At 73.4% G+C, this 23908-nt stretch carries 29 protein-coding genes and 1 tRNA gene; 8 read left to right on the top strand and 22 right to left on the bottom strand.

Going from position 1 to position 23908, the window contains the following annotated elements; all coding sequences use genetic code 11:
• Window positions 1-95 precede the first annotated feature (95 nt).
• A complete protein-coding gene (locus ACNJ93_RS15260; protein WP_418957954.1) occupies window positions 96-308 on the top strand; it encodes a hypothetical protein in 213 nt (70 codons plus the stop codon).
• Between the two features lie 10 nt (window positions 309-318).
• Here ACNJ93_RS15260 and ACNJ93_RS15255 read toward each other — a convergent pair whose 3' ends face one another.
• The 9 genes from ACNJ93_RS15255 to ACNJ93_RS15215 all read right to left on the bottom strand — a co-directional run bounded on the left by ACNJ93_RS15255 (window position 319) and on the right by ACNJ93_RS15215 (window position 5527).
• Entirely contained in the window at window positions 319-1092 is a 774-nt protein-coding gene (locus tag ACNJ93_RS15255; RefSeq protein WP_418957953.1) for a hypothetical protein, read from the bottom strand.
• A 90-nt stretch (window positions 1093-1182) separates the two neighbouring features.
• Window positions 1183-2040 carry an RNA polymerase sigma factor SigF gene (locus ACNJ93_RS15250; protein ID WP_418957952.1) on the bottom strand — a complete coding sequence of 286 codons (858 nt, stop codon included), beginning with the start codon at window positions 2038-2040 and terminating at the stop codon, window positions 1183-1185.
• 236 nt (window positions 2041-2276) lie between these two features.
• Window positions 2277-3134 (bottom strand): RNA polymerase sigma factor SigF, encoded by an 858-nt coding sequence (locus ACNJ93_RS15245; protein ID WP_418957951.1) that lies wholly within the window; start codon window positions 3132-3134, stop codon window positions 2277-2279.
• Window positions 3135-3334: 200 nt separating this feature from the next.
• Window positions 3335-3628: a Dabb family protein gene (locus ACNJ93_RS15240; RefSeq protein WP_418957950.1), complete on the bottom strand. Its 294-nt coding sequence runs from the start codon at window positions 3626-3628 to the stop codon at window positions 3335-3337.
• Between the two features lie 22 nt (window positions 3629-3650).
• A complete protein-coding gene (locus tag ACNJ93_RS15235) occupies window positions 3651-3815 on the bottom strand; it encodes a hypothetical protein (RefSeq protein WP_418957949.1) in 165 nt (54 codons plus the stop codon).
• Window positions 3816-3947: 132 nt separating this feature from the next.
• A tRNA-Ser gene (locus ACNJ93_RS15230) sits at window positions 3948-4032 on the bottom strand.
• 56 nt (window positions 4033-4088) lie between these two features.
• Entirely contained in the window at window positions 4089-4649 is a 561-nt protein-coding gene (gene tadA / locus ACNJ93_RS15225) for a tRNA adenosine(34) deaminase TadA (protein ID WP_418957948.1), read from the bottom strand.
• 2 nt (window positions 4650-4651) lie between these two features.
• Complete coding sequence (locus tag ACNJ93_RS15220) at window positions 4652-5188, bottom strand: hypothetical protein (RefSeq protein WP_418957947.1); 537 nt, start codon at window positions 5186-5188, stop codon at window positions 4652-4654.
• A 159-nt stretch (window positions 5189-5347) separates the two neighbouring features.
• Window positions 5348-5527: a hypothetical protein gene (locus ACNJ93_RS15215; protein ID WP_418957946.1), complete on the bottom strand. Its 180-nt coding sequence runs from the start codon at window positions 5525-5527 to the stop codon at window positions 5348-5350.
• An 87-nt stretch (window positions 5528-5614) separates the two neighbouring features.
• On the opposite strand from ACNJ93_RS15215, the gene upp reads away from it, so the two are divergent.
• On the top strand, window positions 5615-6250 hold the full coding sequence (upp, locus tag ACNJ93_RS15210; protein ID WP_418957945.1) for a uracil phosphoribosyltransferase: 636 nt from the start codon (window positions 5615-5617) through the stop codon (window positions 6248-6250).
• 74 nt (window positions 6251-6324) lie between these two features.
• On the opposite strand, the gene ACNJ93_RS15205 is transcribed toward upp, so the two are convergent.
• Together ACNJ93_RS15205 and ACNJ93_RS15200 are read right to left on the bottom strand one after the other, a co-directional pair.
• Complete coding sequence (locus ACNJ93_RS15205; protein WP_418957944.1) at window positions 6325-6954, bottom strand: LytR C-terminal domain-containing protein; 630 nt, start codon at window positions 6952-6954, stop codon at window positions 6325-6327.
• A 105-nt stretch (window positions 6955-7059) separates the two neighbouring features.
• Window positions 7060-7356: a type II toxin-antitoxin system VapB family antitoxin gene (locus ACNJ93_RS15200; RefSeq protein WP_003999914.1), complete on the bottom strand. Its 297-nt coding sequence runs from the start codon at window positions 7354-7356 to the stop codon at window positions 7060-7062.
• A 106-nt stretch (window positions 7357-7462) separates the two neighbouring features.
• Between ACNJ93_RS15200 and ACNJ93_RS15195 the strand changes: the two genes are divergently transcribed.
• Window positions 7463-9058, top strand: a complete 1596-nt coding sequence (locus tag ACNJ93_RS15195) for a helicase HerA-like domain-containing protein (protein ID WP_418957943.1) — start codon at window positions 7463-7465, stop codon at window positions 9056-9058.
• Window positions 9059-9107: 49 nt separating this feature from the next.
• Here the strand turns inward: ACNJ93_RS15195 and ACNJ93_RS15190 are convergent, their stop codons facing one another.
• The 5 genes from ACNJ93_RS15190 to ACNJ93_RS15170 all read right to left on the bottom strand — a co-directional run bounded on the left by ACNJ93_RS15190 (window position 9108) and on the right by ACNJ93_RS15170 (window position 13737).
• Window positions 9108-10667 (bottom strand): M28 family metallopeptidase, encoded by a 1560-nt coding sequence (locus ACNJ93_RS15190; protein ID WP_418957942.1) that lies wholly within the window; start codon window positions 10665-10667, stop codon window positions 9108-9110.
• A 113-nt stretch (window positions 10668-10780) separates the two neighbouring features.
• Window positions 10781-11374: an HhH-GPD-type base excision DNA repair protein gene (locus tag ACNJ93_RS15185; RefSeq protein ID WP_418957941.1), complete on the bottom strand. Its 594-nt coding sequence runs from the start codon at window positions 11372-11374 to the stop codon at window positions 10781-10783.
• Window positions 11371-12384, bottom strand: a complete 1014-nt coding sequence (pip, locus tag ACNJ93_RS15180; protein WP_418957940.1) for a prolyl aminopeptidase — start codon at window positions 12382-12384, stop codon at window positions 11371-11373. Before pip ends, ACNJ93_RS15185 begins: the two co-directional genes overlap by 4 nt.
• A 10-nt stretch (window positions 12385-12394) precedes the next feature.
• On the bottom strand, window positions 12395-13000 hold the full coding sequence (locus tag ACNJ93_RS15175) for an RBBP9/YdeN family alpha/beta hydrolase (RefSeq protein WP_418957939.1): 606 nt from the start codon (window positions 12998-13000) through the stop codon (window positions 12395-12397).
• 122 nt (window positions 13001-13122) lie between these two features.
• Window positions 13123-13737 (bottom strand): TetR/AcrR family transcriptional regulator, encoded by a 615-nt coding sequence (locus ACNJ93_RS15170; RefSeq protein WP_418957938.1) that lies wholly within the window; start codon window positions 13735-13737, stop codon window positions 13123-13125.
• Window positions 13738-13953: 216 nt separating this feature from the next.
• On the opposite strand from ACNJ93_RS15170, the gene wrbA reads away from it, so the two are divergent.
• Window positions 13954-14565: an NAD(P)H:quinone oxidoreductase gene (gene wrbA, locus ACNJ93_RS15165; RefSeq protein WP_418957937.1), complete on the top strand. Its 612-nt coding sequence runs from the start codon at window positions 13954-13956 to the stop codon at window positions 14563-14565.
• 78 nt (window positions 14566-14643) lie between these two features.
• Here the strand turns inward: wrbA and ACNJ93_RS15160 are convergent, their stop codons facing one another.
• Window positions 14644-15366: a TetR/AcrR family transcriptional regulator gene (locus ACNJ93_RS15160; protein WP_418957936.1), complete on the bottom strand. Its 723-nt coding sequence runs from the start codon at window positions 15364-15366 to the stop codon at window positions 14644-14646.
• A 66-nt stretch (window positions 15367-15432) separates the two neighbouring features.
• Between ACNJ93_RS15160 and ACNJ93_RS15155 the strand changes: the two genes are divergently transcribed.
• Entirely contained in the window at window positions 15433-16932 is a 1500-nt protein-coding gene (locus tag ACNJ93_RS15155) for an MFS transporter (RefSeq protein WP_418957935.1), read from the top strand.
• An 8-nt stretch (window positions 16933-16940) separates the two neighbouring features.
• Here the strand turns inward: ACNJ93_RS15155 and ACNJ93_RS15150 are convergent, their stop codons facing one another.
• The 3 genes from ACNJ93_RS15150 to ACNJ93_RS15140 all read right to left on the bottom strand — a co-directional run bounded on the left by ACNJ93_RS15150 (window position 16941) and on the right by ACNJ93_RS15140 (window position 19333).
• A complete protein-coding gene (locus tag ACNJ93_RS15150; RefSeq protein WP_418957934.1) occupies window positions 16941-17357 on the bottom strand; it encodes a YciI family protein in 417 nt (138 codons plus the stop codon).
• A gap of 148 nt (window positions 17358-17505) precedes the next feature.
• Window positions 17506-18282, bottom strand: a complete 777-nt coding sequence (locus ACNJ93_RS15145; RefSeq protein WP_418957933.1) for a phytanoyl-CoA dioxygenase family protein — start codon at window positions 18280-18282, stop codon at window positions 17506-17508.
• Between the two features lie 52 nt (window positions 18283-18334).
• Window positions 18335-19333 carry a DUF5937 family protein gene (locus ACNJ93_RS15140; protein ID WP_418957932.1) on the bottom strand — a complete coding sequence of 333 codons (999 nt, stop codon included), beginning with the start codon at window positions 19331-19333 and terminating at the stop codon, window positions 18335-18337.
• Window positions 19334-19436: 103 nt separating this feature from the next.
• Here ACNJ93_RS15140 and ACNJ93_RS15135 point away from each other — a divergent pair, with 103 nt between their 5' ends.
• Window positions 19437-20669, top strand: a complete 1233-nt coding sequence (locus ACNJ93_RS15135) for an MFS transporter (protein WP_418957931.1) — start codon at window positions 19437-19439, stop codon at window positions 20667-20669.
• Window positions 20670-20705: 36 nt separating this feature from the next.
• Here ACNJ93_RS15135 and ACNJ93_RS15130 read toward each other — a convergent pair whose 3' ends face one another.
• A complete protein-coding gene (locus ACNJ93_RS15130) occupies window positions 20706-21950 on the bottom strand; it encodes an RNA polymerase sigma factor (protein WP_418961414.1) in 1245 nt (414 codons plus the stop codon).
• Window positions 21951-21955: 5 nt separating this feature from the next.
• Window positions 21956-22321, bottom strand: a complete 366-nt coding sequence (locus ACNJ93_RS15125) for a YciI family protein (protein WP_418957930.1) — start codon at window positions 22319-22321, stop codon at window positions 21956-21958.
• Window positions 22322-22560: 239 nt separating this feature from the next.
• Between ACNJ93_RS15125 and ACNJ93_RS15120 the strand changes: the two genes are divergently transcribed.
• Window positions 22561-23448: a hypothetical protein gene (locus ACNJ93_RS15120; protein ID WP_418957929.1), complete on the top strand. Its 888-nt coding sequence runs from the start codon at window positions 22561-22563 to the stop codon at window positions 23446-23448.
• A 38-nt stretch (window positions 23449-23486) separates the two neighbouring features.
• A complete protein-coding gene (locus ACNJ93_RS15115; protein ID WP_418957928.1) occupies window positions 23487-23882 on the top strand; it encodes a peptidase inhibitor family I36 protein in 396 nt (131 codons plus the stop codon).
• The last annotated feature ends 26 nt before the right edge of the window (window positions 23883-23908 follow it).

Here is a 23908-nt window from a genome sequence, read left to right as displayed (position 1 = left end):
AAACGGTGCTAAAGAATCGGCAAAGGGGGAGGGGGTGTGGGGGACCGGTGCCGGGGGTTGGGGCGGCAACCCCCGGTTCGCTAGGGTCACTTTCCATGGCACACAACCCCCACGCACCGCAGGGTCAGGGCCCCGAGGGCAGCTACGACCCGGCCGGCAGCACCCAGATGTTCCGCGCGTTCGTCGACGAGGCCCCGCAGCGCCAGGCCCAGGCCGCGCCGGCCTCCGGCCCCCGGGTCGGTCTGATCGTCGGCGTCGTCGCGGCCCTCGTGATCGTCGGCGCGGTGGCCTGGCTCGCCCTCGGCTGACCGGCGCCGCTCACTTCCAGGCCGCGGTGACCCTCTGCGTCTCGATGCGCATGCCGAGGGGAACGCGCCAGGACTCCACGCACACCGTGTAGGTGTGCTTCTTCGCCGCGCCCGCGGCGATCGGCGCGGGCAGCGGCTGGGCGGACTCGACGGTCGCCCAGTCGATCCCCAGCGCGCCGATGACGTGCGTCTCGAAGGCGACCGTGCCCGAGGCGACGGCGGTGCCTCCGGTGTTGCGGAAGGTGAGGGTCACCTCCTGGCACCAGCGGCGGTCGCCCTCGGCGAGCACCGGCACCGAGAGCGTCAGCCGGGCCGGGGACGGCGCCGGGGCGGGCGTCGCCGTGCCGGACGGACGGGGCGCGGGCGGAGTGCTCGACGGGCCGCCCGGTCCTCCGGGCGTCCCGGGGGCCGGCAGCGGCGGAGCCGTCGCGCCGGGGGTCGTGGGCCCCGCGCCTCCGGCGCCCGGCAGCGTCACGGTCGCGGAGCCCGTCGGCGTACCGCCGCCCGTACCCGTGCCCGTTTCTGTACGCGCGCCCGTGTCCGGACCGGCGGGAGCGCCGTCCGGCCTCGGGGACGAGGTGCTCGACGTCGTCCCGCTCGCCGAGGGGCCGTCCAGCGGGACCAGGCGCACCGAGCCCGAGGGGGCGACCGCGCCGCCCGGCGAGCCGCCGCCGCGCGCGCCCACCGCCGCGTAGCCCTCGCCGTCGTTCCCGCCGCCGCACGCGGTCAGCGCCCCGCCGAGGCAGAGCGCCGCCGTGAGTGTTCCCAGCCGCCTCCGTCGCATCGCGCCAGTGTGGCTGACGGTTCGTCAACAAGGAAGCGGAAAAACGAACTTCCCGTGCCGGAGGAGGCCCTTGTGGTACGGGTGCGGGACTCAGTCCGCGATCAGGCCCTCGCGCAGCTGCGCCAGCGTCCGCGTGAGCAGCCGCGACACGTGCATCTGCGAGATGCCCACCTCCTCGCCGATCTGCGACTGCGTCATGTTGGCGAAGAAGCGGAGCATGATGATCTGCCGTTCCCGGGGCGGGAGTTTGGCCAGCAGCGGCTTCAGCGACTCGCGGTACTCCACGCCCTCGAGCGCCGTGTCCTCGTAGCCGAGCCGGTCCGCCAGCGAGCCCTCGCCGCCGTCGTCCTCGGGCGACGGGGAGTCGAGCGAGGAGGCGGTGTACGCGTTGCCCACGGCGAGGCCGTCGACGACGTCCTCCTCCGACACCCCGAGCACGGCGGCGAGTTCGGGCACCGTCGGGGAGCGGTCCAGCTTCTGCGACAGCTCGTCGCTGGCCTTCGTCAGCGCGAGGCGCAGCTCCTGCAGCCGGCGCGGCACCCGCACCGACCACGAGGTGTCGCGGAAGAACCGCTTGATCTCGCCGACGACCGTCGGCATCGCGAACGTCGGGAATTCCACGCCGCGTTCGCAGTCGAAACGGTCGATGGCCTTGATCAGACCGATGGTGCCGACCTGGACGATGTCCTCCATCGGCTCGTTGCGGGAGCGGAAGCGGGCCGCCGCGTACCGCACGAGCGGCAGGTTGAGCTCGATGAGGGTGTCGCGGACGTAGGTGCGCTCCGGGCTGTCGGCGGCCACGCCGTCGGCGTCGAGGGCGCGCAGCCTGAGGAACAGGGAGCGGGACAGCGTGCGGGTGTCGATGGCTTCCGAAGGTACGGGAAGAGGCTCGGTGGGCTCGCTCTTCGTGAGCGTGAGCACCTTCGAGCTGCCCTGTTCTGCGGACATGCCACCCCCTTGAGGTCGCGGGACGGTCGCGGCGGCCGCGACCATCGGAGGAACGCAGCCTCCACCTGAATACCGGAGGCGGGGCTGCGCCAAACGCGGTTCCAGCAGAATGTCACATGTCGGCAACACGCTGTAGTGACTTGTCGACACATCAGGGGTGAGTATCCGCAGGAAACAAGGGGTGTACGGCATTTGGTGAGCGTCAGAACTGCGCCGAACCGGTCTACCCGTTCCGGTTACGCCTCGATCCGATTTGCGGATCTCAGCCGGGCGAAGCTGCGGGCGAGGAGCCTTGACACGTGCATCTGCGAGACCCCGAGCTCCTGGCTGATCTGAGACTGGGTCAGATTGCTGTAGTAACGGAGCATCAGGATGCGCTGCTCGCGCTCGGGCAGCTGCACGAGCAGGTGCCGGACGAGGTCGCGGTGCTCGACGCCGGCCAGTGCCGGGTCCTCGTAGCCGAGCCGGTCCAGCAGCCCGGGCAGCCCGTCGCCCTCCTGGGCCGCCTCCAGGGAGGTGGCGTGGTACGAGCGGCCGGCCTCGATGCAGGCCAGCACCTCGTCCTCGCCGATCTTCAGCCGTTCGGCGATCTCGGCGGTGGTGGGGGAGCGGCCGTGCGCGGTCGTGAGGTCCTCGGTGGCGCCGTTGACCTGGACCCACAGCTCGTGGAGGCGGCGGGGGACGTGGACGGTGCGCACGTTGTCGCGGAAGTACCGCTTGATCTCGCCGACGACGGTCGGCATGGCGAAGGTCGGGAACTGCACGCCCCGATCCGGGTCGAACCGGTCGATGGCGTTGATCAGGCCGATGGTGCCGACCTGGACCACGTCCTCCATCGGCTCGTTGCGGGAGCGGAAGCGGGCCGCCGCGTAGCGCACCAGGGGCAGGTTGGCCTCGATCAGGGCGCCGCGGACGCGGTCGTGCTCGGGGGTGCCGGGCTCCAGGTTCTTCAGCTGGCCGAAGAGCACCTGGGTGAGCGCCCGGGTGTCGGCCCCACGGCTGCTGCGCTCGCGCGGGCGGGCGGGCGCCTCGGACTCCTGCTCGTTCGCGGGCTCGTTCTGGGGCGGCACCTGAGGCGCAGTACTGGCCGGCACGTTCACGCCACCCCTCTGGCTGGTCTTGCTGGTCAACTACGGTCAACTCATCCGTCAAAAGCGGTCATAGCATCACAAGACATGTCCACTGTGTGCAAGCACCGTATAACTACGTGTTGAGGGCAAGTTGGGCGGTCAGGGATGCACGAAGGCCCCCCGCCGCGACGGCGAGGGGCCTTGATCCGCGATCGAACTCGGGATCAGAACTCGTAGTCGGCGATCACCCACGTGGCGAACTCACGCCACTGGGCGGCGGCCGCCTGGTGGTCGGGGTGCTCGATGTACCGCTTCAGCGCGTCGGTGTCCTCGACCGCCGAATTGATGGCGAAGTCGTAGGCGATGGGCCGGTCGGTGATGTTCCAGGCGCACTCCCAGAACGTCAGCTCCGGAATGACGTCGCCGAGCGCCTTGAACGCGGCGGCGCCGGCCTGCACGCGCGGCTCGTCGCGCTCCACCCCGTCGTTGAGCTTGAACAGGACCAGATGGCGGATCACGGCAGGACTCCTCGTCGGTGCTCTAGTTGACGAGCTCGGTCATGAACTCGCCGACGCCCTGTGCGGCGGACGATATGCCCTCGAACCCTACCCCGACGAGCTCCGCGGCCCGCTTGGGAGAAACGATGATCGTGTACAGCACAAAGACGGTCACGATCCACAGTGCGACCTTCTTCGCCTCCACCATCTGCCCTGCCCTCCCCTGGTCGCGGTCGCGTGAGTCTAACCGAGCCCTTCCCCGCTCCTTAAGGGTCGAGGGCCCCGCGGCCGGACACGACGAAGGGCCCGGTGCGTGTGCACCGGACCCTTCGTACAGAAGCGGTAGCGGAGGGATTTGAACCCTCGGTGACTTGCGCCACACTCGCTTTCGAGGCGAGCTCCTTCGGCCGCTCGGACACGCTACCGAGAGAGAGCTTAGCCCACAGGTGCCCCTGCGATGAAATCCGTATCCCCGCGCAGGTCAGCGGGTCCGGAAGAAGGCCGTCAGCTGCGCCGAGCACTCCTCGGCCAGCACGCCCGCGATCACCTCGGGGCGGTGGTTGAGCCGGCGGTCGCGGACGAGGTCCCACAGCGAACCGGCCGCGCCCGCCTTCTCGTCCACCGCGCCGTAGACGACCCGGTCGACCCGGGCCTGCACCAGCGCCCCCGCGCACATGACGCACGGTTCGAGGGTGACGACGAGCGTGCAGCCGGTCAGCCGCCACTCCCCGCGCAGCGCCGCCGCCCGGCGCAGCGCCAGGACCTCCGCGTGCGCGGTCGGGTCGTGGACCGCCTCCCGCTCGTTGTGCCCGGCCGCGAGGACCGCGCCGTCCGGACCGAGCAGGACCGCGCCGACCGGCACGTCGCCGCCGCGGGCCGCCGCGTCGGCCTCCGCCAGGGCGAGCCGCATCGCGGGCCGCCACGGATCCCGCACGGGGTCGGGGGCGCCGGGGCCGGACGGGGGAACAGGCTCCCGCACGGGGTCGGGAAAGGAATCGGGACCGGCGGCGGCCGGTCCCGGTCCGGGTGGTACGGAGGGCATCACTAGCGAACGGTCTCCAGCACTTCCGCGGCTCCGAGGACGTCCGCGATCTCGCTGAGCGCCTCGCCCGGCTCCAGCGCGCGCAGTTCGCGCTCCGCCAGACCCAGGTCGTCGAGGATCAGCCGGTCGCCGACCGGGCCGGAGGGCACCGTGTCGGCGGCCGCGCCGCCGTCGTCCTCGGCCTCGTCGCCGTCCTCCGGCTCCCCGTCCTCGGTGCCGTCGAGGTCGAGCGCGTCCAGGTCGTCCGCGTCGTCCTCGTCGTCCGTGCCGAGGATCTCCTTGGTCAGCATCTCCCCGTACGAGGAGCGGGCGGCGGCGGCACCGTCGGAGACGTAGATCCGGGGGTCGTCCTCACCCTCCACGCGGACGATGCCGAACCACGCGTCCTCCTGCTCGATGTAGACGACCACCGTGTCCTCGTCGACCGACGCCTCGCGGGCGAGCTCGGCCAGGTCGGACAGGGTCTCCACGTCGTCGAGTTCCGTGTCGCTCGCTTCCCACCCGTCTTCGGTGCGCGCGAGCAGTGCGGCGAAGTACACCTGACTCTCCCACTGATCAGAGGTGTGTCGATCCGGCGGTGCCTCCGTTGCCCCGCCCAATCGGCATCGTGGCAGAAAGAGCGGCTTCAGGAGAGGTCTTCGGCTCTTGCGTCGTGCATCAGTCTGACCTCCGGACGGCCGCCGCAAACCACCCGCACCTCACCAGCGGAACGTGCGCATGCGCATCGCCTGGCGCATCCGGGCGGCCCTGGCCCGGCGCGGCTGCACCCGCTCGCGCAGCGCCCTGGCCTCGTTCAGCTCGCGCAGGAACTGGGCGCGTCGCCGCCTGCGCTCGGCGTCGGTCTCGCGCGGTTCGTCGTCCTGTTGCGGTTCCGGCATGGCCCACCACCCCACGGGTGACTCCGTCTACGCCCCCACCTTCCCTCCGCGGCGTGGGTGCACGCCAGTGCGGGCTACTGTTGAGTCATGCGTCTCCACGTCGTCGATCACCCGCTGGTCGCCCACAAGCTCACCACGCTGCGCGACAAGCGCACCGACTCCCCGACCTTCCGCCGGCTGGCCGACGAGCTGGTCACCCTGCTCGCCTACGAGGCCACCAGGGACGTGCGCACCGAGCAGGTGGACATCGAGACCCCCGTCACGCCGACGACCGGCGTGAAGCTGTCGCACCCGCGGCCGCTCGTGGTCCCGATCCTGCGGGCCGGCCTCGGCATGCTCGACGGCATGGTGCGCCTCCTGCCGACCGCCGAGGTGGGCTTCCTCGGCATGATCCGCAACGAGGAGACGCTGGAGGCGTCGACGTACGCGACGCGGATGCCGGAGGACCTCTCCGGCCGCCAGGTGTACGTCCTGGACCCGATGCTGGCCACCGGCGGCACGCTGGTCGCCGCCATCCAGGAGCTGATCCGGCGCGGCGCGGACGACGTGACCGCGGTCGTGCTGCTCGCCGCCCCGGAGGGCGTCGAGGTGATGGAGCGCGAGCTGGCGGGCACGCCGGTGACGGTCGTGACGGCCTCCGTCGACGAGCGGCTCAACGAGCACGGCTACATCGTGCCGGGCCTCGGCGACGCGGGCGACCGCATGTACGGGTCGGCCGAGTAGCCGTACCGACGCGTCGGCCGACTCCCTCACGGGAGCCGGCCGGACCGTTCAGGCCGGGGAGCCGGTCCGAACGTTCAGCACTTCTTCGCGGGCGCGGGCCTGGGAGCGTTCAGCGCGACCAGGGCCGCGTCCGCCGTCGTCTTCGCGTCCAGGGTCTTGAAGGCCGTCCCGATGATCAGGTCCACGTCGGCCGTGGTCCGGGTGTCGGTCTTCGTCGCGGCGCCCTTCAGCTGCGTGCCCAGGACCGGGAACGCGCCCTTGGCCGCGGTCGGCGCGCCCAGCAGGATCGCGGCGCCCGGGACCTTCTTGTCGTACGCGGCCGGGGCGTTGCCCACCTTGCCGATGGTGAAGCCGCGCTTCTTGAGCTCGTCGGCGGTCGCCTTGGCGAGTCCGCCGCGCGGGGTCGCGTTGTAGACGTTCACCGTGACCTGCGCGGGCTTGGGGAGCACGGGCGCGGGCGGCGTACTGGCCTTGGGCGCGGGTTTGCAGTCGGCGCCGCGGGCGGCGGCGTTCGCGGTGCCGTCGCCTCCGGAGAAGACGTCGATCAGCTGCATCGTTCCCCACCCGGCCGCGCCCAGCACGACCACGGCGGCGAGCGAGGCGAGGGCGATCCGGCGCCGGCGGCGGGGGCGGCGCATGCGGGGGTGGACGTCCCCCGTGATGCGGTACTTTCCGCCCATACCGGGGGGAGTGAGCATGCTCATGGGCGCAGCGTAATGCGGTGCGCCGGAGTTGCCTACTTGATGATCATGTGATCGCGTCCGGACGGGCGGCAGGTGGCTCCGAACGGGTCGGCTCGGCGGAGCGGGTCAGTCCAGTTCGAGCACGCGGGCGTGCAGCACCTGGCGCTGCTGGAGCGCGGCGCGGACGGCGCGGTGCAGTCCGTCCTCCAGGTAGAGGTCGCCCTGCCACTTCACGACGTGCGCGAAGAGGTCGCCGTAGAAGGTGGAGTCCTCGGCGAGCAGGGTCTCCAGGTCCAGCTGGCCCTTGGTCGTCACGAGCTGATCGAGGCGGACCGGGCGCGGCGCGACGTCCGCCCACTGGCGGGTGCTTTCCCGGCCGTGGTCGGGATACGGCCTCCCGTTTCCGATGCGCTTGAAGATCACACGGAAAGCCTACCGGGCGAGCGGTCCCCGGCGCAGCCACGAGGGCCCGGTGCGATGCTGGGGCGGAACAGTCGAAACGCCGCAAACCCGGAATTGGGGTCTCGTCATGAGCGTGAGCGACCAGCCGCCGACCGCCGCCGACCGGGGGCCGGACGCCCTGCCGGACGGGCCGGCCGCCGAGATCGCCGCCGGTTACGCCTTCCGGGGAGACGCACTCGATCTGGGGGCCCTGCTGTGGGACGGCGTCTGTCACCCGGGCGGGCAGGTCCGGATCCCGCTCGGGATGCTCAACCGGCACGGACTGGTCGCGGGCGCGACCGGCAGCGGCAAGACCAAGACCCTCCAGCTGATCGCCGAGCAGCTCTCCGCGCACGGCGTCCCGGTGTTCCTGGCGGACGTGAAGGGCGACCTGTCCGGGCTGTCCGCCCCCGGCCAGGACGGCGCGAAGGTGCGGGAGCGGGCCGCGCAGGTCGGCCAGGACTGGACGGCCACCGGCTTCCCGTGCGCGTTCCACGGCCTCGGCGGCCTGGGCGCCGGCATCCCCGTACGGGCCACGGTGACGAGCTTCGGCCCGGTGCTGCTGGCGAAGGTGCTGGACCTCAACCCGACGCAGGAGCAGTCGCTCGGCCTGATCTTCCACTACGCGGACCGGAAGGGTCTGGAGCTGGTGGACCTCAAGGACCTGCGGGCCGTGGTGGCCTTCCTCGTCTCGGACGAGGGCAGGCCCGAGCTGAAGGGCATCGGCGGGCTGTCGTCCGCGACGGCGGGGGTGATCCTGCGCGCGCTCACGGCCTTCGAGCAGCAGGGCGCGAGCGGGTTCTTCGGGGAGCCGGAGTTCGACACGGCGGAGCTGCTGCGCACGGCGCAGGACGGGCGCGGGGTGGTGTCGGTGATGGAGCTGCCGGCGGTGCAGGACAGGCCGCGGCTGTTCTCGACCTTCCTGATGTGGCTGCTCGCGGACCTGTTCCACGACCTGCCGGAGGTCGGCGACCTGGACCGGCCGAAGCTGGTGTTCTTCTTCGACGAGGCCCATCTGCTGTTCGCCGGCGCGTCGAAGGCGTTCCTGGAGTCGATCACGCAGACGGTGCGGCTGATCCGCTCGAAGGGCGTCGGGGTGTTCTTCGTGACCCAGACCCCGAAGGACGTACCGGCCGACGTGCTCGCCCAGTTGGGCAACCGGGTCCAGCACGCGCTGCGGGCGTTCACCCCGGACGACGCGAAGGCGCTGAAGGCGACGGTGCGGACGTTCCCGCACTCGGCGTACGACCTGGAGGAGGTCCTGACCGGGCTCGGCACCGGCGAGGCCGTGGTGACGGTGCTGGGCGAGAGCGGCGCGCCGACGCCGGTGGCGGTGACCCGGCTGCGGGCGCCGGAGTCGCTGATGGGCCCGGTCGGTTCGGCGGCGCTGGACGAGGCGGTGCGCGCTTCGGAGGGGTACGGGCGGTACGCGCGGGCGGTGGACCGGGAGTCGGCGTACGAGCGGCTGGCGGCGCGGCCGGCGGCCGGGACGGCGGCGGAGGCCGAGGCGGGGTCCGAGGAGGCGCGGCCCACGGAGGCGCGGCCGTCGGAGAAGGACGAGGAGTCCCTGGTCCGGCAGGTCGTCGGCAGCGGCGCCTTCAAGTCGCTGGCCCGCTCGATCGGTACCCAGCTGGGCCGCGAGATCACCCGTTCGCTGTTCGGCACGGCGCGCAGAAGAAGGTAGGACCCGGCCCCTGGAGGGAGCCGGGTCCTGCCGGAGGTTCCGGTGGTGCCTACTCGGTGACCTCGTGGTCGTGGCCGTCGTGCAGGCCGCCGCCGCTGCCGGCGTCGCCGTCCGTCGGGACGGAGACGACCGGGCGCTTCAGGGAGCTGATGTCGTGGGCGTAGGTGCCCACGGCGTTGGCGATGACGTCGATGTTGGCGTCGAAGGCCGTCATGTTGATGTTGCTGATGTCGTCGCCCGCGGCGTGGTAGTTCACGTCGTACGCGACACCCGCCTCGCCGCCGAACTTCTCCGCCTGCTTGGCGGTCTTGATGCCCTCGGCGCCGGTGAAGGTGCCGCCGGACGGGATGCCGATCTCGATGAACGGGCCGTAGTCGGAGCGGCCGGTGAAGTCGGTGCCCTCGTGCGGCAGTCCGCGCTTGTCCATGAAGTCGGTGATGTCGCGCTCGAGCTGGGCCGAGCCCTCGGGGCCGGCGCCCGCGCCGACGCCGTCGGAGTTGTCGCCGTCGTAGACGAACAGGCCGTAGTTCGGCGAGGCGATCATGTCGAAGTTGAGGTAGAGCTTGACTTCCTTCTTGTCCAGCTCGCTCATGTTCGCGACGTAGTGCTCGGAGCCGAGCAGGCCGTTCTCCTCGGCGGACCACCAGGCGAAGCGGACCTTGTTGGCCGGCTTCTTCTCCGCCTTGGCCAGCTTCAGCGCGGCGTCGAGGATGCCGGCGGAGCCGGAGCCGTTGTCGTTGATGCCGGGGCCGGCGGTCACGGAGTCGAGGTGGGCGCCGAACATCACGGTGTTGGCCGCGTTGCCGGTCTTCGTCTCCGCGAGGACGTTGTTGGTGGAGCGCTTCTCCTGGAGCTGGCGGATCTCGAAGGAGAGCGAGACCGGGCCCTTGGCCAGGTCGGCGGCGAGCTTCTCGCCCTCGGCCTGGGAGACGCCGCCGGTGGGCACCTTGCCCGCGGCCGGGTCGCCGAGGGTGCCGGAGAGGGCGCCGTCGGTGTTGTTGTAGATGATCGCGCCCACCGCGCCCGCGGCGGCGGCGTTCTCCTGCTTGGCGGCGAAGGTGCAGCCGCCGCGCTTGATCAGGGCGATCTTGCCGGTGAAGGTGCCGGAGGCGAAGTCGCCCGGCTCGCAGCCGTTGGTGCCGTCCGCGTCGACCGGGGCGGCGGCCAGCTCGGCCTTGATGCCGCCGACCGGGGTCGACTTGGTGTACGTCATCGCCTTGATCTCGATGTCCCGCGGGGCGGGGGAGACCACGGAGAGCTTCTCGGCCAGCGTCTCGGTGTACTGGAAGTCGAACTTCTGGTACCAGACGTTGTAGCCGGCCTTCTTGAGCTGGTTGTACACGTACGCGGCGGAGGCGTCGTGACCGAGCGAGCCCGCGGCGCGGTGCCCGCCGGCCGAGTCGGCTATCGCCTGGAACTGCTCGAGGTGCTTGTGGGCGTCCGTGGCGGACGCCTCGCGGACCAGCTTCTTCGCCAGCTTCACGGCGTCCTTCGACGCCTGCTTCCCGGGGTCCGGGGCGGCGGAGGCGGGGGAGGCGGCCAGCAGGAGCGGGGTCGCGAGTGCGGCTGCGGCCAGGGTGGCCGCGGCTCTGCGATGGGATGCGTTCACAGAGGTCCTTCCCGATGAACGAGGTTGAAGGGAAGTTAGCGATCTCCGGGGCATTCTGTGAACATCTCGGCGCCAATTCATTCGGCATTTAGCAGAATTGCCAAACGGAATTGTCAATTCCCCGAAGCTTTTGCGGCTTTTGCCGCTCGCTTCGCCTCCTGCTTGTACTCCCGCACCTTGGCCAGGGACTCCGGACCGGTGATGTCCGCGGCCGAGCGGTAGGAGTTCGCCTCCCCGTACGCCCCCGCCGCCTCCCGCCAGCCGGCCGGCCGCACCCCGTACCGCTTGCCCAGCAGCGCGAGGAAGATCTGTGCCTTCTGCGTGCCGAAACCGGGCAGCGCCTTCAGCCGGCCGAGCAGCTCCGCGCCGGTCTGCGCGTCCGCCCAGACGGCCGACGCGTCCCCGTCGTACTCGTCCACGAGGAACTGGCACAGCTGCTGGATCCGTTTGGCCATGGAGCCCGGGTACCGGTGCACGGCGGGCTTCTCGGACAGCAGCGCGGCGAACGCCTCCGGGTCGTACGCGGCGATCTGCGCGGCGTCCAGATCGTCCGTACCGAGCCGCTGGGTGATCGTGTACGGGCCGGCGAACGCCCACTCCATGGGCACCTGCTGGTCGAGCAGCATGCCCACCAGCGCCGCGAGCGAGGACCGCCCGAGGAGCGCGTCGGCCTCGGGCTGCTGGGCGAGATGGATCTCAGTACTCATGCTTCGATGATCCCGCCGCCCGTCCCCGGACGCGAAGCGGGCGCGGGGCCCGGACGGCCGTCGTGGGACGCGAAACGGGCGAGCGCGGCGGTGACCAGCGCGCGGGTCTCGTCGCCCCCGAGGTGTCCCGCGGACTCGACGAGGTGCAGTTCGGCGTCCGGCCAGGCGCGGGCCAGCTCCCAGGCGGTGTGGGGAGGGCTCCCCATGTCCATCCGGCCGTGGATCAGCACCCCCGGGATGCCGGCGAGGCGGTGCGCCTCGCGCAGCAGCACCCCCTCCTGAAGCCACGCCCCGTGCGCGAAGTAGTGCGCGCAGATGCGGACGAAGCCGAGGCGGGCGGCGTCGACCCGGTCGGAGTACGGGGTGCCCTGCCCCTCCCCGGACAGGACGGCGTCCTCCCAGGCGCACCAGTCGGCGGCGGCCCGCTCCCGGACGGCGGGGTCCGGGTCGTCCATCCGGGCCGCGTAGGCGGTGACGAGCTCGGCGGCGGTGGCGTCGTCCGCCGCGCCCACGGCGGCGCGGAAGCGGGCGTGCGCCTCGGGGAAGAACCGCCCCACGCCCTCGTACAGCCAGGCGATCTCCGAGCGCCGGGTGGTCGTCACGGCGGGAATCACGATCGCGGAGACCCGGGACGGGTGCGCCTGGGCGTAGGCCAGGATCAGGGTGGAGCCCCAGGAGCCGCCGTACAGCAGCCACCGCTCGACGCCGAGGTGCTCGCGCAGCCGTTCCATGTCGGCGATCAGGTGCGCGGTGGTGTTCGCCGTCAGGTCGGTGGAGGGGTCGCTCGCGTGCGGGAGGGAGCGCCCGCAGCCGCGCTGGTCGAACGTCACGACGCGGTAGCAGGTCGGGTCGAACGCGCGCGGGGCCGTCGGGGACGAGCCGGACCCCGGCCCGCCGTGCACGACGAGCGCGGGTCTGCCGTCCGGGTTCCCCCAGGCGGACCAGTGGATCCGGTTGCCGTCCCCGACGTCGAGCAGGCCGTGGTCGTACGGTGAGGTCTCCGCGCTCATCCGGCCGACGCTACCGGTTGCCGGTCAGGCGGGTCAGCGGGTTTTCGCACCACGACAGGAGCGACGGCCAGGGGCCGTAGCCGGAGTCCGGGGTGAGGTGGCCGCCGCCGGGGACCCGGTCGACGTCCATGCCCAGGGGCGTGCCGTAGTGGACGTCCGCGCCCTCGGGGCAGTACGGGTCGCCGTCGCCGTACACCAGCCGGGTGGGCGCCTTGAGGCGGACGTCCCCCAGGTCGAGGCCCGCGGCGAAGGCGGCGATCTCCGGGATGCCGGCGGTCACCGGGGGCGAGGGCGGGGCCACGAGGAGCACCCGGTCGGCGTTCGGGCGGCGCTCGCCGGCCCGGAGCCAGAGGAGAACGGACAGGCTGTGCGCCAGCACCACGAACTCGCCGCGCTCGGGGCGGGCGGCGTGGTCCGGGCGGCGGCCGAGTTCCTCCAGGGCCGTCAGCCAGTCGCCGAGGACCGGCGCGTCGGGCTCGGGCAGCTGCGGGTACCGCACCTCGTGCCCGCGGGCGCGCAGCTCACCGGCGAGCCAGTGCTGCCAGTGGCCCTCGGGGCGGTGGTTCTGGAAGCCGTGCAGGATCAGGAAGGTCTTCGGCGCGCCGCTCGTCGTCATGGCGCGATCTTGGGGCAGGGCCGGGGACGCGGTCCAGATGGTGTCTGAGGGGTGGACGGGGCCCATCGGCCTCGGGTCCCGCGGGTCCCGGGCCAGGTCCCGCGGGTCACGCGCGTGGCCGTCTACACGCCGAGCTTCAGCAGCTCCGTCATGCCGGCCTTCAGGTCCTGCGCCGTGAGGCCGCGCTCCGCCGACAGGTGGTGCATCAGGCTCGGCGAGAACGGCGCGAGCAGCAGGTGCGCGAGCAGCGCGCCGTTCGCCTCGGGCCGGACCCGGGCGAGCAGCATCGTCAGATGCGCGTGCATCGCCAGGTACGCCCCCGAGGTGTACCGGGCGCTCGGCGCGGCCGCCTGCGCCGCGAGCAGGATCTCCCGCTGTTCGATGACCCGGTCGACCAGCGCGTCGAGGAACGCGTGCAGCCGCTCCTCCGGCGGTGCGCCCGGCCCCAGCGGCGGCGGGCCGGCCATGTACGCCTCCTGGAACTGCCGCTCGCGCTCGTCGAGCAGCGCCCACAGCAGGGACGACACGTCGCCGAACCGCCGGTACACCGTGCCGACGCCGATACAGCTCGCGTGGGCGACGGCGTTCATGGTCACGGCCTCGGGGCCCTGCTCGGCGACGATGCGGGCGGCCGCGTCGAGGATCTTGCGGCGGTTGCGGGCGGCGTCCGCCCGCTCGGCGGCGGGGCGGTCCGCGGCGGGCAGCAGCGGGATCGCCTGGGGTTCGTTCGTGCTCATGCCGCGCCGCCTTTCGCCGGGTCCTTCCCTGGAATCCCCCTCGCCCTGTCCGTCTTCCGAGCATATCGGAGCGCTATCCGGTTCCCTCGGGGGACGCCCTTGCGAACTGGAACACTATCCGCTTAAGCTCGGGACCGGAAGAAGCGGAAACCGATCCGTTTGAGTTCGCTCAAGTCCGCGGAAGCGGTCTGTGGGCGGTCTGTGGAGGGCCTGAACATGTCCGTCAAGGTTGCAGTCGTCTACTACTCGGCCACGGGGAACGTCCACCAGCTGGCCCAGGCCGTCGCCGAGGGCGCCGAGAAGTCCGGCGCCGAGGTCCGTCTCCGGCGCGTCCCCGAGCTGGCTCCCGACGCGGCCATCGACGGGAACCCCGCCTGGCGCGCCCACGTGGACGCCACCAGCGACTCGATCGAGGTCGCCACGCTGGAGGACCTGGAGTGGGCCGACGCCTACGCGCTCGGCTCCCCGACCCGGTACGGCAACATCGCCGCGCAGCTGAAGCAGTACATCGACACCACCGGCGGCCTGTGGCAGCGCGGCGTCTTCGCGGACAAGCCGGCGACCGCCTTCACCAGCGCCCACAACGTGCACGGCGGCAACGAGTCCACGCTGCTCGCGCTCTACAACACCTTCCACCACTGGGGCTCGGTCATCGTCTCCCCCGGCTTCACCGACCCGTCGGTGTACGCGGCCGGCGGCAACCCGTACGGCACCGCGCACCCGGGCGCCAACGGCGCGCCCGAGGAGAACGTGCTGCAGGCCGCCCGCTACCAGGGCGAGCGCCTGACGAAGATCGCGAAGCGGCTGCAGGGCATCGCGACCGACTGACGGCCGCCTCGCGCTGCTCGAACGCTCGGCTTCAGGGCCGGGACTCCGTACGACGGGGTCCCGGCCCTTGTCGTGCCGTCAGCGGCGGTTCGCGGGCTGCTGCCGGGTCTCGTACCGGCGGAGGAACATCTCCACGCCGTCGACGACGAGCCGGTCGCCGAGGTCCTCGTCCAGCTCCGTGCCGTACTGCTCGAAGACCAGCTGCGGGAAGACCAGCAGCGAGTACAGCTGGAGCACCGCGACCTCCAGGTCGGGGATCTCCAGCCGGCCCCGGTCGGCGAGCGCGCGCAGCGCGTCGGCGACGGCCGGGTGGTGGCCGGCGGGTCCGTGTCCCTGCCAGGCGCGGCCGAGCTCCGGGAAGCGGTGCAGCTCGGCGGCGACCAGCGTGCGCAGGGCGCGGACCTCGTCGTTCGTCCGGACGGCGCGGACCCAGGCGCGTCCGGCGGCGGTGAACGCGGTGCGCAGGTCGTCCGCGTCGGCGAGCCCGGCGAGGTCGGCCGCCGCGTCCGCGCCCTCGGCCAGCGGCTCGTCGAGCGCGCCCGAGACCACGGCCGTGAACAGCGCTTCCTTGCTCCCGAAGTGGTTGTAGACGGTCACCTTCGAGACGCCGGCCGCCGCGGCGATCGCGTCCATGCCGACGCCGAAGCCCTCGCGGAGGAAGAGCGTACGGGCGGCCCGCACGATGTCCTGCCGCTTGCGGGCGGCGCGGGGGCCGGTGGGGGCCGGTTTGGCGGGGGCGGGGCCGGCGGGCGGCTGGTCGGCGGGGGCGGGGCCGGCGGGCGGCTGGTCGGCGCGGCTCATGGCACCGGATCCTACCGAGCCAACTGAACTCTTGAGTACAACTGAACTGAACAGTACAGTTCAGGTATGAGTACGGAACCGGCGCACGCCCACGCGCCCCACCCCGGCGACCACGCCCACGACGCCCACCACGCCCACGACGCTTCCGGGCACGGTCACGCGGACGCCGCCCCATCACCCCCCGACCCCCGCCGCTGGACCGGCCTCGCGCTGATCTGCACGGCGCAGTTCATGCTGATCCTGGACGTGACGGTGGTGAACGTCGCGCTGCCGAGCATCGCCGCCGACCTGGGCCTCGCTCGCTCCGCGCTGACCTGGGTGGTCACCGCGTACACCCTCTGCTTCGGCGGCCTGATGCTGCTCGGCGGCCGGCTCGCGGACGGCCTCGGCGCCCGCCGCACCCTGCTCGCCGGCCTCGCCCTCTTCACCGCCGCGTCCCTGGCCTGCGGCCTCGCCCCCGACGCGGCGACGCTGCTGGCCGGCCGGATCGCGCAGGGCGTCGGCGCCGCGCTGCTCTCGCCGGCGGCGCTCTCGCTGGTCACGACCACGTTCCACGGCGCCGAACGCGCCAAGGCGCTCGGCGTCTGGGCCGCCCTCGGCGGCAGCGGCTCCGCGGCCGGCGTGCTGCTGGGCGGCGCGCTCACGGCGGGGCCCGGCTGGGCGTGGGTCTTCTACGTGAACGTGCCCGTCGGCCTCGCCCTGCTGGCCGCGCTCCCCGCCGTCGTGCCGGCCCGCGCCGCGCGGCCGCCGCGGGGCCTGGACGTGCCCGGCGCGCTCCTGGTCACCGCGGCGACCGGCGCGCTGGTGTACGGCCTGGTCCGGGCCGGCGACACGGGCTGGACCTCCGCGCCGGCCCTGCTGCCGCTGCTCGGCTCGCTCGTCCTGTACGGACTCTTCGCCGCCGTCGAACGGGCGAGCCGCGCCCCGCTGATGGACCTGCGGATGTTCGCCCGGAGGCCGGTGGTCGCGGGCGCGGTGCTGATGCTGGTCGCGACGGCTCTGCTGATCTCGTTCTTCTTCCTCGGCTCCGTGCAGCTCCAGCACCTGTACGGCTTCGACGCACTGCGCACCGGCCTGGTGTTCCTGCCGGTCGCCGTCACCACGGCCGCCGGCGCGCACCTGGGCGCCCGCCTCGTGGGCCGCGTGGGCAGCAGGGCCTGTGCGGCCGGCGGCCTCGCGATCGCCGCGCTCGGCTGCGCCCCGCTCCCGTTCCTGACGGCGGCCTCCGACCCGTGGACCACGATCCTGCCGGCCCTCTCCGTCGCCGCGTCCGGCCTCGGCGCGGTGTTCGTCACCGCCACGACCACGGCCCTCGGCATGATCGACCCCCACGAGGCGGGCCTCGCCTCGGGCATCGTCAACACCTTCCACGAGGTGGGCGGTTCGATCGGCGTCGCCGTCGTCTCCACCCTCGCCGCCACGAGCCTCACGGCCACGGGCACCCTCTCCGGCTACCGCACCGCCTTCACCGCCCTGGCCGCGACCGCCGCCGCCACCGCCCTCCTCTCCCTCACCCTCGTCCCCCGAGGCAAACCCCACACCACGGGCGTCCCCCACGCCCACTGAGCACGACCTCAGGTCTGGGGGCCGACCTCGTCGAGCTGGCGGACGACGACCGGGTAGTCCTTGGTGCCGGGCGGGACCGGGCATTCGGTGATGCGGGCGGCGATCTCGGTGACGCGGTCCAGGGAGTCGCACTCGAGGATCCAGTAGCCGGCCAGCAGCTCCCGGTCGTGGTCGTACGGATCGTCCTGGACGACCGGGGCGCCGCCGTACGGGTCGCGCGTGACGAAGCGGGTGCGGGCCGGCTCGGTGAGGCCCTGGCCGTCCAGCATCTCGCCGTTCGCGGTCAGTTCGCCGTTGAGCTTGTCCATGAACGTGATCATCTTGCGGACGTCGTCCTCGGTCCACGCCGGTGCGCCGGGGGAGCCCTCGCCCCGCATCGCCTCGTAGTCCGCCTGCGAGCCCAGCACCATCACCATGTACTTCACGACAACGCTCCCTGGAACGGTTCGGTTTCCTGCTCCTTCCAGGGGACGCCGTACCCGGGGGTAGTGCGCGGCGGCGGGCCCGCCAGGGGGCGCGCCCGGGGCCGATTCCACCCGGGAGGACCAGGCTCTTCAGGGCACCGCCCGGTTCTCAGGGCACCGCCCGCCGGATCGCCTCCGCCACCGGGCGGCCCTCTTCCAGCGGCCCGCGCGGGGCCAGGCACGGCTGCGCCAGGAAGCGCGGGGTGCGGCCGCGGTGGCGTTGCGCGGAGTGGACCAGGAACGGGTGGCACAGGTACACGTCGCCCGCCCGCCCCGTCGCCGCCACGACCGGCCGCCGGCCGTCGTCCCGCCGGTCCCACGCCCGCCGCAGCGACACCGTGCTCATCCCCTCCGGGCCCTGGGGCGCCAGCAGGGCCGCCACGTCGCGGTGCGAGCCGGGGCGCAGCAGGGTCGGCGCGTCGTCCGGACCGACGTCCGAGAACAGGAAGAACATCAGCAGCGCCCGGCCGCGCGAGCGCACGTCGACCCACGGCCAGACCGAGCCCGGCGGCCGGAAGCCGCCCTCGACGTGCCAGCCGGTGTCCCCGGGGTCGTCCGCGTGCGGGAAGCGCAGCGGAAACGTGCCGAGCCCCTGCCGCGGGACCCAGCGCCCCGGCCCGACCAGCCGGTCGAAGGCCGCGTGCAGCGCGGGCGTGCCGGCGGCTCGCCGGAACGGCGCGTCGGTGCGGGAGGGGAGGCGTATCAGCGGGCGCGTCCAAGTGCGCGGGTCGTCCGGCGCGCAGCCCGCGTCCGCCCAGAGCAGGGCACGGCACTCCCGCGCCAACTCCCTTGGGAAGGCCGCTTCCAGGCGTACGAAGCCGTGCTCGACGAAGGACTCGACGAAGGACTCGGCGAGGGGCTCGGCCAGCCCCGGCTCCCTTCCCACCCTGCTTCCCCCGTTCGTGCCCCCCGTCGCCCCTGCACCGCCCCCGTCGCCCCTACGCCGCCCCCGCCGTCAGCAGCGCGTCCGCCACCGCCGTCCGCGCGTACAGAACCGAGCGGCCCGCCCGGTGGGCGGTGACCAGGCCGGCGTCCCGCAGGGCGGTGAGGTGCTGGGAGACCCCGGCGGCCGACAGGCCGGAGTGGCGGGCGAGTTGGGTGGTGGAGGCCGGGGTGTCCAGCTCCGTCAGGAGCAGGGTCCGCGACTTGCCGAGCACCGCCGCCACCGCGTCCACCGCCCCCGTGGCCCGCGGCTCCCACAGCGTCCCGATCCCCCGTGCCGGGTAGGCCAGTTGGGGCGGCTCGGGCGGTACGGAGCGGGTGTGCACCCGGGGCCAGGTGAAGGCGGACGGCACCAGCAGCAGCCCGGCCCCCGTCTCGTCCCGGCTCAGCGAGCAGTGCCGGCGCACCAGCCGCAGGCCGCCCGAGTCCCAACGCACCGTCTCGTGCAGCTCGTTGAGCACATGCGCCGACCCGTGCTCGGCGACCTGCCGGGCGCGGTGGAAGATGTCCGCCTCCAGGAGGTCGCGCAGCCGCGCCCAGTACGGGGCCAGCGCCAGCTCCCAGTACGCGCGGATCTCCGCGACGATTTTCTCCAGGCCCGCCTCCGGGGCCTCGCGCAGCACCCGCAGCCGGGGCGCGAGCCGCCCGTCCGGCCGCGCGGCGGCCAGCAGGTCGAGGTCGTGGCCGAGCTGCGCGGGCGTGGTGCTCCGCGCGATCGCGTCGAGTTCGGTGTCGAGGGTCGGGAAGGGCGAGCCGGGCGTGGGGTTGAGGAAGTCCGCGATGAACCCCTCCGCCGGGATGAGCGCCGCCAGCCACCCGCGGTCGAGCCCGGCCTCGACGAGCCGGGGCCGTACCTGCGCGGCCCAGCGCCGGTGCGGCCCGGGGTCGGCCTCGGAGCGCAGCGTGCGGTAGCTGGTGACGACCTCCCACATGGGGGAGACCGCGAAGCGGGTCTGCGCCAGATCGGCGGCGGAGAAACTGAGTTCGGATTCCATGCCGGGCCTTCCTTGTCCGCCTGCCGTCCCGTCCATCCCCAATGGATTCGGTCACAGCTTAATCATTGGAGCACGCCGGGCATCGGGGAGCACGCTGCACGGCATGGTCACCTCCTTCCGCGGACTGCCGCGCACCGTCTGGACCGTCTTCGCCGGCACGGTCGTCAACCGCCTCGGCTTCATGGTCACGCCGTTCCTGGTGTTCTTCCTCGCCGAGCGGGGCGTCACCGGCTCCGACGTCGGCTACGTGCTCGGCGCGCTCGGCGCCGGCAACCTCGTCGGCCCGGCCGCGGGCGGCCTGCTCGCCGACCGCATCGGCCGCCGCCCGACCATGCTGGCCGGGCTGGTCGGCTCGTCGGCCGCGGTCGGCGCGCTGTACGTCGCCCCGGGCGTGTGGACGATGGCCGCCGCGGCGCTGCTCCTGAGCGCCACCGGCATGATGGTCTCGCCCGCCGCGTACGCCCTGATGGCGGACGCGGTGGAGCCGGCGCGGCGCCGGCACGCGTACGCCCTGTTCGGCTGGGGCATCAACATCGGCACCGCGGTCGCGGGCGTCCTCGGCGGGTTCCTCGCGGCGCACGGGTACTGGCTGCTCTTCGCCGTCGACGCCGCGTCGATGCTCCTGTACGCGGTGATCGTGGCCGGCCGCCTGGAGGAGACGCGCCCCGAGGCGAAGGAGGAGGCGGCGACCGCCGCCGGGTCCGGTGTCGGGTACGGCGTGGTTCTCCGCGACCGGCTGCTCCTGCTCCTCCTCCCGCTGCTCGGCGTCCAGCTCTTCGTCTACTCGCTGACCGAGGTCGCGCTGCCGCTCGCCGTCCACGACAGCGGTCTGTCCCCGGCCGTGTACGGCACGATGGCCGCGATCAACGCGATCCTGATCGTCGCCCTCCAGCCGTTCGTCACCGCCCGCCTCGCCCGGCTGCCGCAGCTGAGGGTCCAGGCTGCGGGCGGGGTGCTGATCGCGGCGGGCGTGGCGCTGACCGGCCTCGCGGACAGCATCGCCGGGTACGCGTTCTCGGTGGTCGTCTGGTCGCTGGGCGAGGTCGTCGTCTCCGGCATCGGCGCCGCGATCGTGGCGGACCTCGCCCCGGCGGACGCGCGGGGCCGGTACCAGGGGGCGTTCAGCTGGACCTGGGGCGTGGCGCGCTTCGCCGCGCTGACGCTGGGCGTGACCGTGTACACCTCGCTGGGCCCGGCGGTCCTGTGGTGGTCCGCCCTCGCCGGGGGCGTGCTGACGGCGGCCGGTCTGCTGGCGCTGCGGGCCCGGGTGGAGCGGCGCACGACGGCGGAGCCGACGACGTACACGAAGCCCTCCCGCGAAACCGTCGCGGCGTGAGGCGGGGCCCCGTGGGCCTCACCCCTCCGCCCGGCCTCACCCCTCCGCCCCCTCCACCCTCCGCGCCCGCTCCGTCAGATGGCGCCGCTCCGGTGCGCTGGTCGTGCGCCGGGCGGCCTCGCGGTACGCCTCCGCCGCCGGCCCGGTCTCCCCGCGCAGCTCCAGCAGGTGGGCGCGGGTGGCGAGCAGCCGGTGGTGCCGGGCCATCCGCTTGTCGCCCTCCAGCGTGGCCAGCAGTTCGAGCCCGGCGGCCGGCCCGTGGACCATCGCGACGGCGACGGCACGGTTGAGGGTGACCATCGGGTTCGGCCCGAAGCGCTCCAGGAGTTCGTACAGGGCGAGGATCTGCGGCCAGTCCGTGGCGTCCGCGTCCGCCGCCTCGTCGTGGACGGCGGCGATGGCGGCCTGCACCTGGTACGGGCCGACCTGCCCGCGCGGCAGCGTCCGGCTGATCAGCTCGACCCCCTCGGCGATCAGCGCGGCGTCCCAGCGCCCCCGGTCCTGTTCCGCGAGCGGCACGAGCTCGCCGTGCGGCCCGGTGCGGGCGGGGCGGCGGGCGTCGGTGAGCAGCATGAGGGCGAGCAGCCCGGCGGTCTCGGCGTCGTCGGGGACGAGGCGGTGCAGCAGCCGGGCGAGCCGGATCGCCTCGGCGGACAGTTCGGGCGCGGTGAGGTCGGCGCCGCCGGACGCCGTGTACCCCTCGTTGAACACCAGATACAGCACATGCCGCACCTCGCCGAGCCGTTCGGCCCGCTCCGCGCCGGCCTCGGGCAGGGCGAACGAGGCGTTCCTGATCGTCTGCTTGGCGCGGCTGATGCGCTGCGCCATCGTCGCCTCGGGGACCAGGAACGCCGCCGCGATCTGCGCGGTCGTCAGACCGCCGACGGCGCGCAGGGTGAGCGCGATCCGGCTGGACGGCGACAGGTCGGGGTGACAGCAGAGGAACAGCAGGGCCAGCGAGTCGTCCCGGTCGGACTCGGGCCGCTCGTCGGCGGGGCGGGCGAGCAGCGCCGACTGCGGGGTGGCGAGGGCGAGCCCGTCCTCGCGCCGGCGCCGCGCGGCGTCGCTGCGCACCTGGTCGACGAGCCGGCGGGCGGCGACGGTGACCAGCCAGGCGCGCGGGTTGTCGGGGACGCCGGCCTTCGGCCACTGCAGGGCGGCGGCGAGCAGGGCCTCCTGCACCGCGTCCTCGGCCTCGTCGAAGCTCGCGTACCGGCGGACGAGCACGCCGAGGACCTGCGGCGCCAGCTCGCGCAGCAGGTCCTCGACGCGGGGCGGCACGGTGCTCACACGTCCGCCGCGGCCTCGTGCAGCACCGGCCACAGCTCGACCGGCTCGACGTCGGCGAACGGCATGTCCGCGGCGATCTCCTGCGCCCGCTCCAGGCTGTCGCAGTCGAGCAGGTAGAAGCTGGCCAGGTACTCCTTGGTCTCCAGGTACGGCCCGTCGGTCACGGCCGGGGCGCCGTCGCCGGTGCGCCGGACCAGCTGCGCGTTGGCCGCGTCGGCGAGCCCGTACGCGCCGAGCAGCTCGCCGCTCTCCCGGTACTTGCGGTTGAAGGCGTCCTGCCGGGCGATCGCCTCGGGCCAGGCGTCGGCGGGGAAGGCGTCCCACTTGGCCTGGTTGCCGTAGATCATCGCGACGTACTTCATCTCGGGTGTCCTCCCCTTCGGGCGCACCGGCGGTGCGCGCTCTCACCCCGAGGTCGGAGCCGCGCGGACGTCCTCGACATGGAAGCCGGAACTTTTCCGCACGGCTTTTCGCCCGCCCCGTCGATCATGACCGATTCTGATCGCCAGAGCGGCCCGAGCACCACTCTTCCGGGCGAGGAGACAACGTTTCACCTGCGTCGGAGCGCGTTCCGCCGAGGGCGCCCGGGCAGCCTGGCCGCGTGCGACGGTCGGCCCTGGCGGTACTCCTCCTCATGTCCCTGACGGCGTGCGCGGTGTCCCTGACGGCGTGCGCGCCGGGGGCACCCCCACTCCCCTCACCCCCACCCGTCACCGGCGATCCTTCGTCCCGGGCGGCGGAGCGGCAGCTTCTGACCCGCGCGGAGCAGACGCTGATCGCCCGCTGCCTGGCCGCGCGGGGCTTCCGCTACGTAGTGCGGCTCCCGCCGGACCCGCCGCGCCGCTTCCCGTACGTCGTGGACGACGTCGCCTGGGCGCGGGCGCACGGCTTCGGCCGCGACCAGGAGCGCCGGATCGCGGCGGCGAAGGCGGCCGACCCGAACGAGCGCTGGTTCCGCCGCCTGTCCCCCGCGCGGCAGCGGGCCGCGCTGGCGGCCCTCAACGGCCCGCGCCCGGTGGGCCTGCGGGCCCGGATGCCGGGCGGCGGGATGGTGGCGGCCAGCGACGAGGGCTGTACGGCGTGGGCGCAGCGGCGGCTGTACGGCGACCTGCCGGCGTGGTTCGAGGCCCGGCTGACGGCGGCGAACCTGACGCCGCTGTACGTGCCGCGGGTCCGCGCGCACCCGGCGTACCGGAAGGCGGTACGGGCCTGGGCGGCGTGCATGGCGCGGCGCGGCCACCCGCACGCGAGCCCGGACGCCCTGCGCGCGGCGCTCCCGGGCGTCCGCACCCCGGCCGGCGAACGGGCCCTGGCGGTGGCCGAGGCGGAGTGCGCGGCGGCCTCCGGCCTGGCGGCCACGGCGCGGGCACTGGACGCGCGGTACGGCGCGGAGGCCCGCCGCGCCCACGCCGGCCCGCTCGCCACGAAGGCGCGCCTCGAACGCGCCGCACTGCCGAGGGCCCGCGAGGTCCTCACCGGACGCCCGTGAGCACAAGGCTCCGGGGCGACAGAAAGGAACCCCCCACGATGCGCATCACCCCGAAGAAGGCCCTGGCGGCGGCCGCGCTGTCCCTGCTGGCCACCCTGACGACCACCCCGCCGTCCCAGGCGACCGCCCCCGCCCGGGCCCTCGCGGACGGCTACGTCCACGTCTGGGAGCACACCGGCGCGGGCGGCGCGACCTGCCGCTGGAGCGGCGACGACAGCGACTACCGCTTCAACACCGGCTGCGGCGACATGAACGACAAGGTCTCCTCGGCCCGCAACAGCGGCTACTCGGGCGCCTACGAGGACGTCCTCTTCTACGAGAACATCGACCGCCGCGGCTCCTTCGTCTGCCTCCCCAACGGCGCCTACTGGGAGTCCATGCCCGCCGGCTGGAACGACCGAGCCTCCTCCCACTCCTGGGGCAGCGCCTGTTGAGGGGACGGCCGTTGAGCCGGTGCGGC

The organism is Streptomyces tritici, assembly GCF_048500665.1.
In the GTDB taxonomy this organism is placed as follows: Bacteria; Actinomycetota; Actinomycetes; order Streptomycetales; family Streptomycetaceae; genus Streptomyces; species Streptomyces tritici.
This window is presented reverse-complemented; position numbering and strand designations above follow the sequence as displayed.

Coding starts and splice junctions, on each gene's coding strand:
- ACNJ93_RS15260 (WP_418957954.1), top strand. CDS start 96: ATGGCACACAACCCCCACGCACCGCAGGGTCAGGGCCCCGAGGGCAGC.
- ACNJ93_RS15255 (WP_418957953.1), bottom strand. CDS start 1,092: ATGCGACGGAGGCGGCTGGGAACACTCACGGCGGCGCTCTGCCTCGGC.
- ACNJ93_RS15250 (WP_418957952.1), bottom strand. CDS start 2,040: ATGTCCGCAGAACAGGGCAGCTCGAAGGTGCTCACGCTCACGAAGAGC.
- ACNJ93_RS15235 (WP_418957949.1), bottom strand. CDS start 3,815: ATGGTGGAGGCGAAGAAGGTCGCACTGTGGATCGTGACCGTCTTTGTG.
- tadA (WP_418957948.1), bottom strand. CDS start 4,649: ATGCCCTCCGTACCACCCGGACCGGGACCGGCCGCCGCCGGTCCCGAT.
- ACNJ93_RS15215 (WP_418957946.1), bottom strand. CDS start 5,527: ATGCCGGAACCGCAACAGGACGACGAACCGCGCGAGACCGACGCCGAG.
- upp (WP_418957945.1), top strand. CDS start 5,615: ATGCGTCTCCACGTCGTCGATCACCCGCTGGTCGCCCACAAGCTCACC.
- ACNJ93_RS15205 (WP_418957944.1), bottom strand. CDS start 6,954: ATGAGCATGCTCACTCCCCCCGGTATGGGCGGAAAGTACCGCATCACG.
- ACNJ93_RS15195 (WP_418957943.1), top strand. CDS start 7,463: ATGAGCGTGAGCGACCAGCCGCCGACCGCCGCCGACCGGGGGCCGGAC.
- ACNJ93_RS15185 (WP_418957941.1), bottom strand. CDS start 11,374: ATGAGTACTGAGATCCATCTCGCCCAGCAGCCCGAGGCCGACGCGCTC.
- pip (WP_418957940.1), bottom strand. CDS start 12,384: ATGAGCGCGGAGACCTCACCGTACGACCACGGCCTGCTCGACGTCGGG.
- ACNJ93_RS15175 (WP_418957939.1), bottom strand. CDS start 13,000: ATGACGACGAGCGGCGCGCCGAAGACCTTCCTGATCCTGCACGGCTTC.
- ACNJ93_RS15170 (WP_418957938.1), bottom strand. CDS start 13,737: ATGAGCACGAACGAACCCCAGGCGATCCCGCTGCTGCCCGCCGCGGAC.
- wrbA (WP_418957937.1), top strand. CDS start 13,954: ATGTCCGTCAAGGTTGCAGTCGTCTACTACTCGGCCACGGGGAACGTC.
- ACNJ93_RS15160 (WP_418957936.1), bottom strand. CDS start 15,366: ATGAGCCGCGCCGACCAGCCGCCCGCCGGCCCCGCCCCCGCCGACCAG.
- ACNJ93_RS15155 (WP_418957935.1), top strand. CDS start 15,433: ATGAGTACGGAACCGGCGCACGCCCACGCGCCCCACCCCGGCGACCAC.
- ACNJ93_RS15140 (WP_418957932.1), bottom strand. CDS start 19,333: ATGGAATCCGAACTCAGTTTCTCCGCCGCCGATCTGGCGCAGACCCGC.
- ACNJ93_RS15135 (WP_418957931.1), top strand. CDS start 19,437: ATGGTCACCTCCTTCCGCGGACTGCCGCGCACCGTCTGGACCGTCTTC.
- ACNJ93_RS15125 (WP_418957930.1), bottom strand. CDS start 22,321: ATGAAGTACGTCGCGATGATCTACGGCAACCAGGCCAAGTGGGACGCC.
- ACNJ93_RS15115 (WP_418957928.1), top strand. CDS start 23,487: ATGCGCATCACCCCGAAGAAGGCCCTGGCGGCGGCCGCGCTGTCCCTG.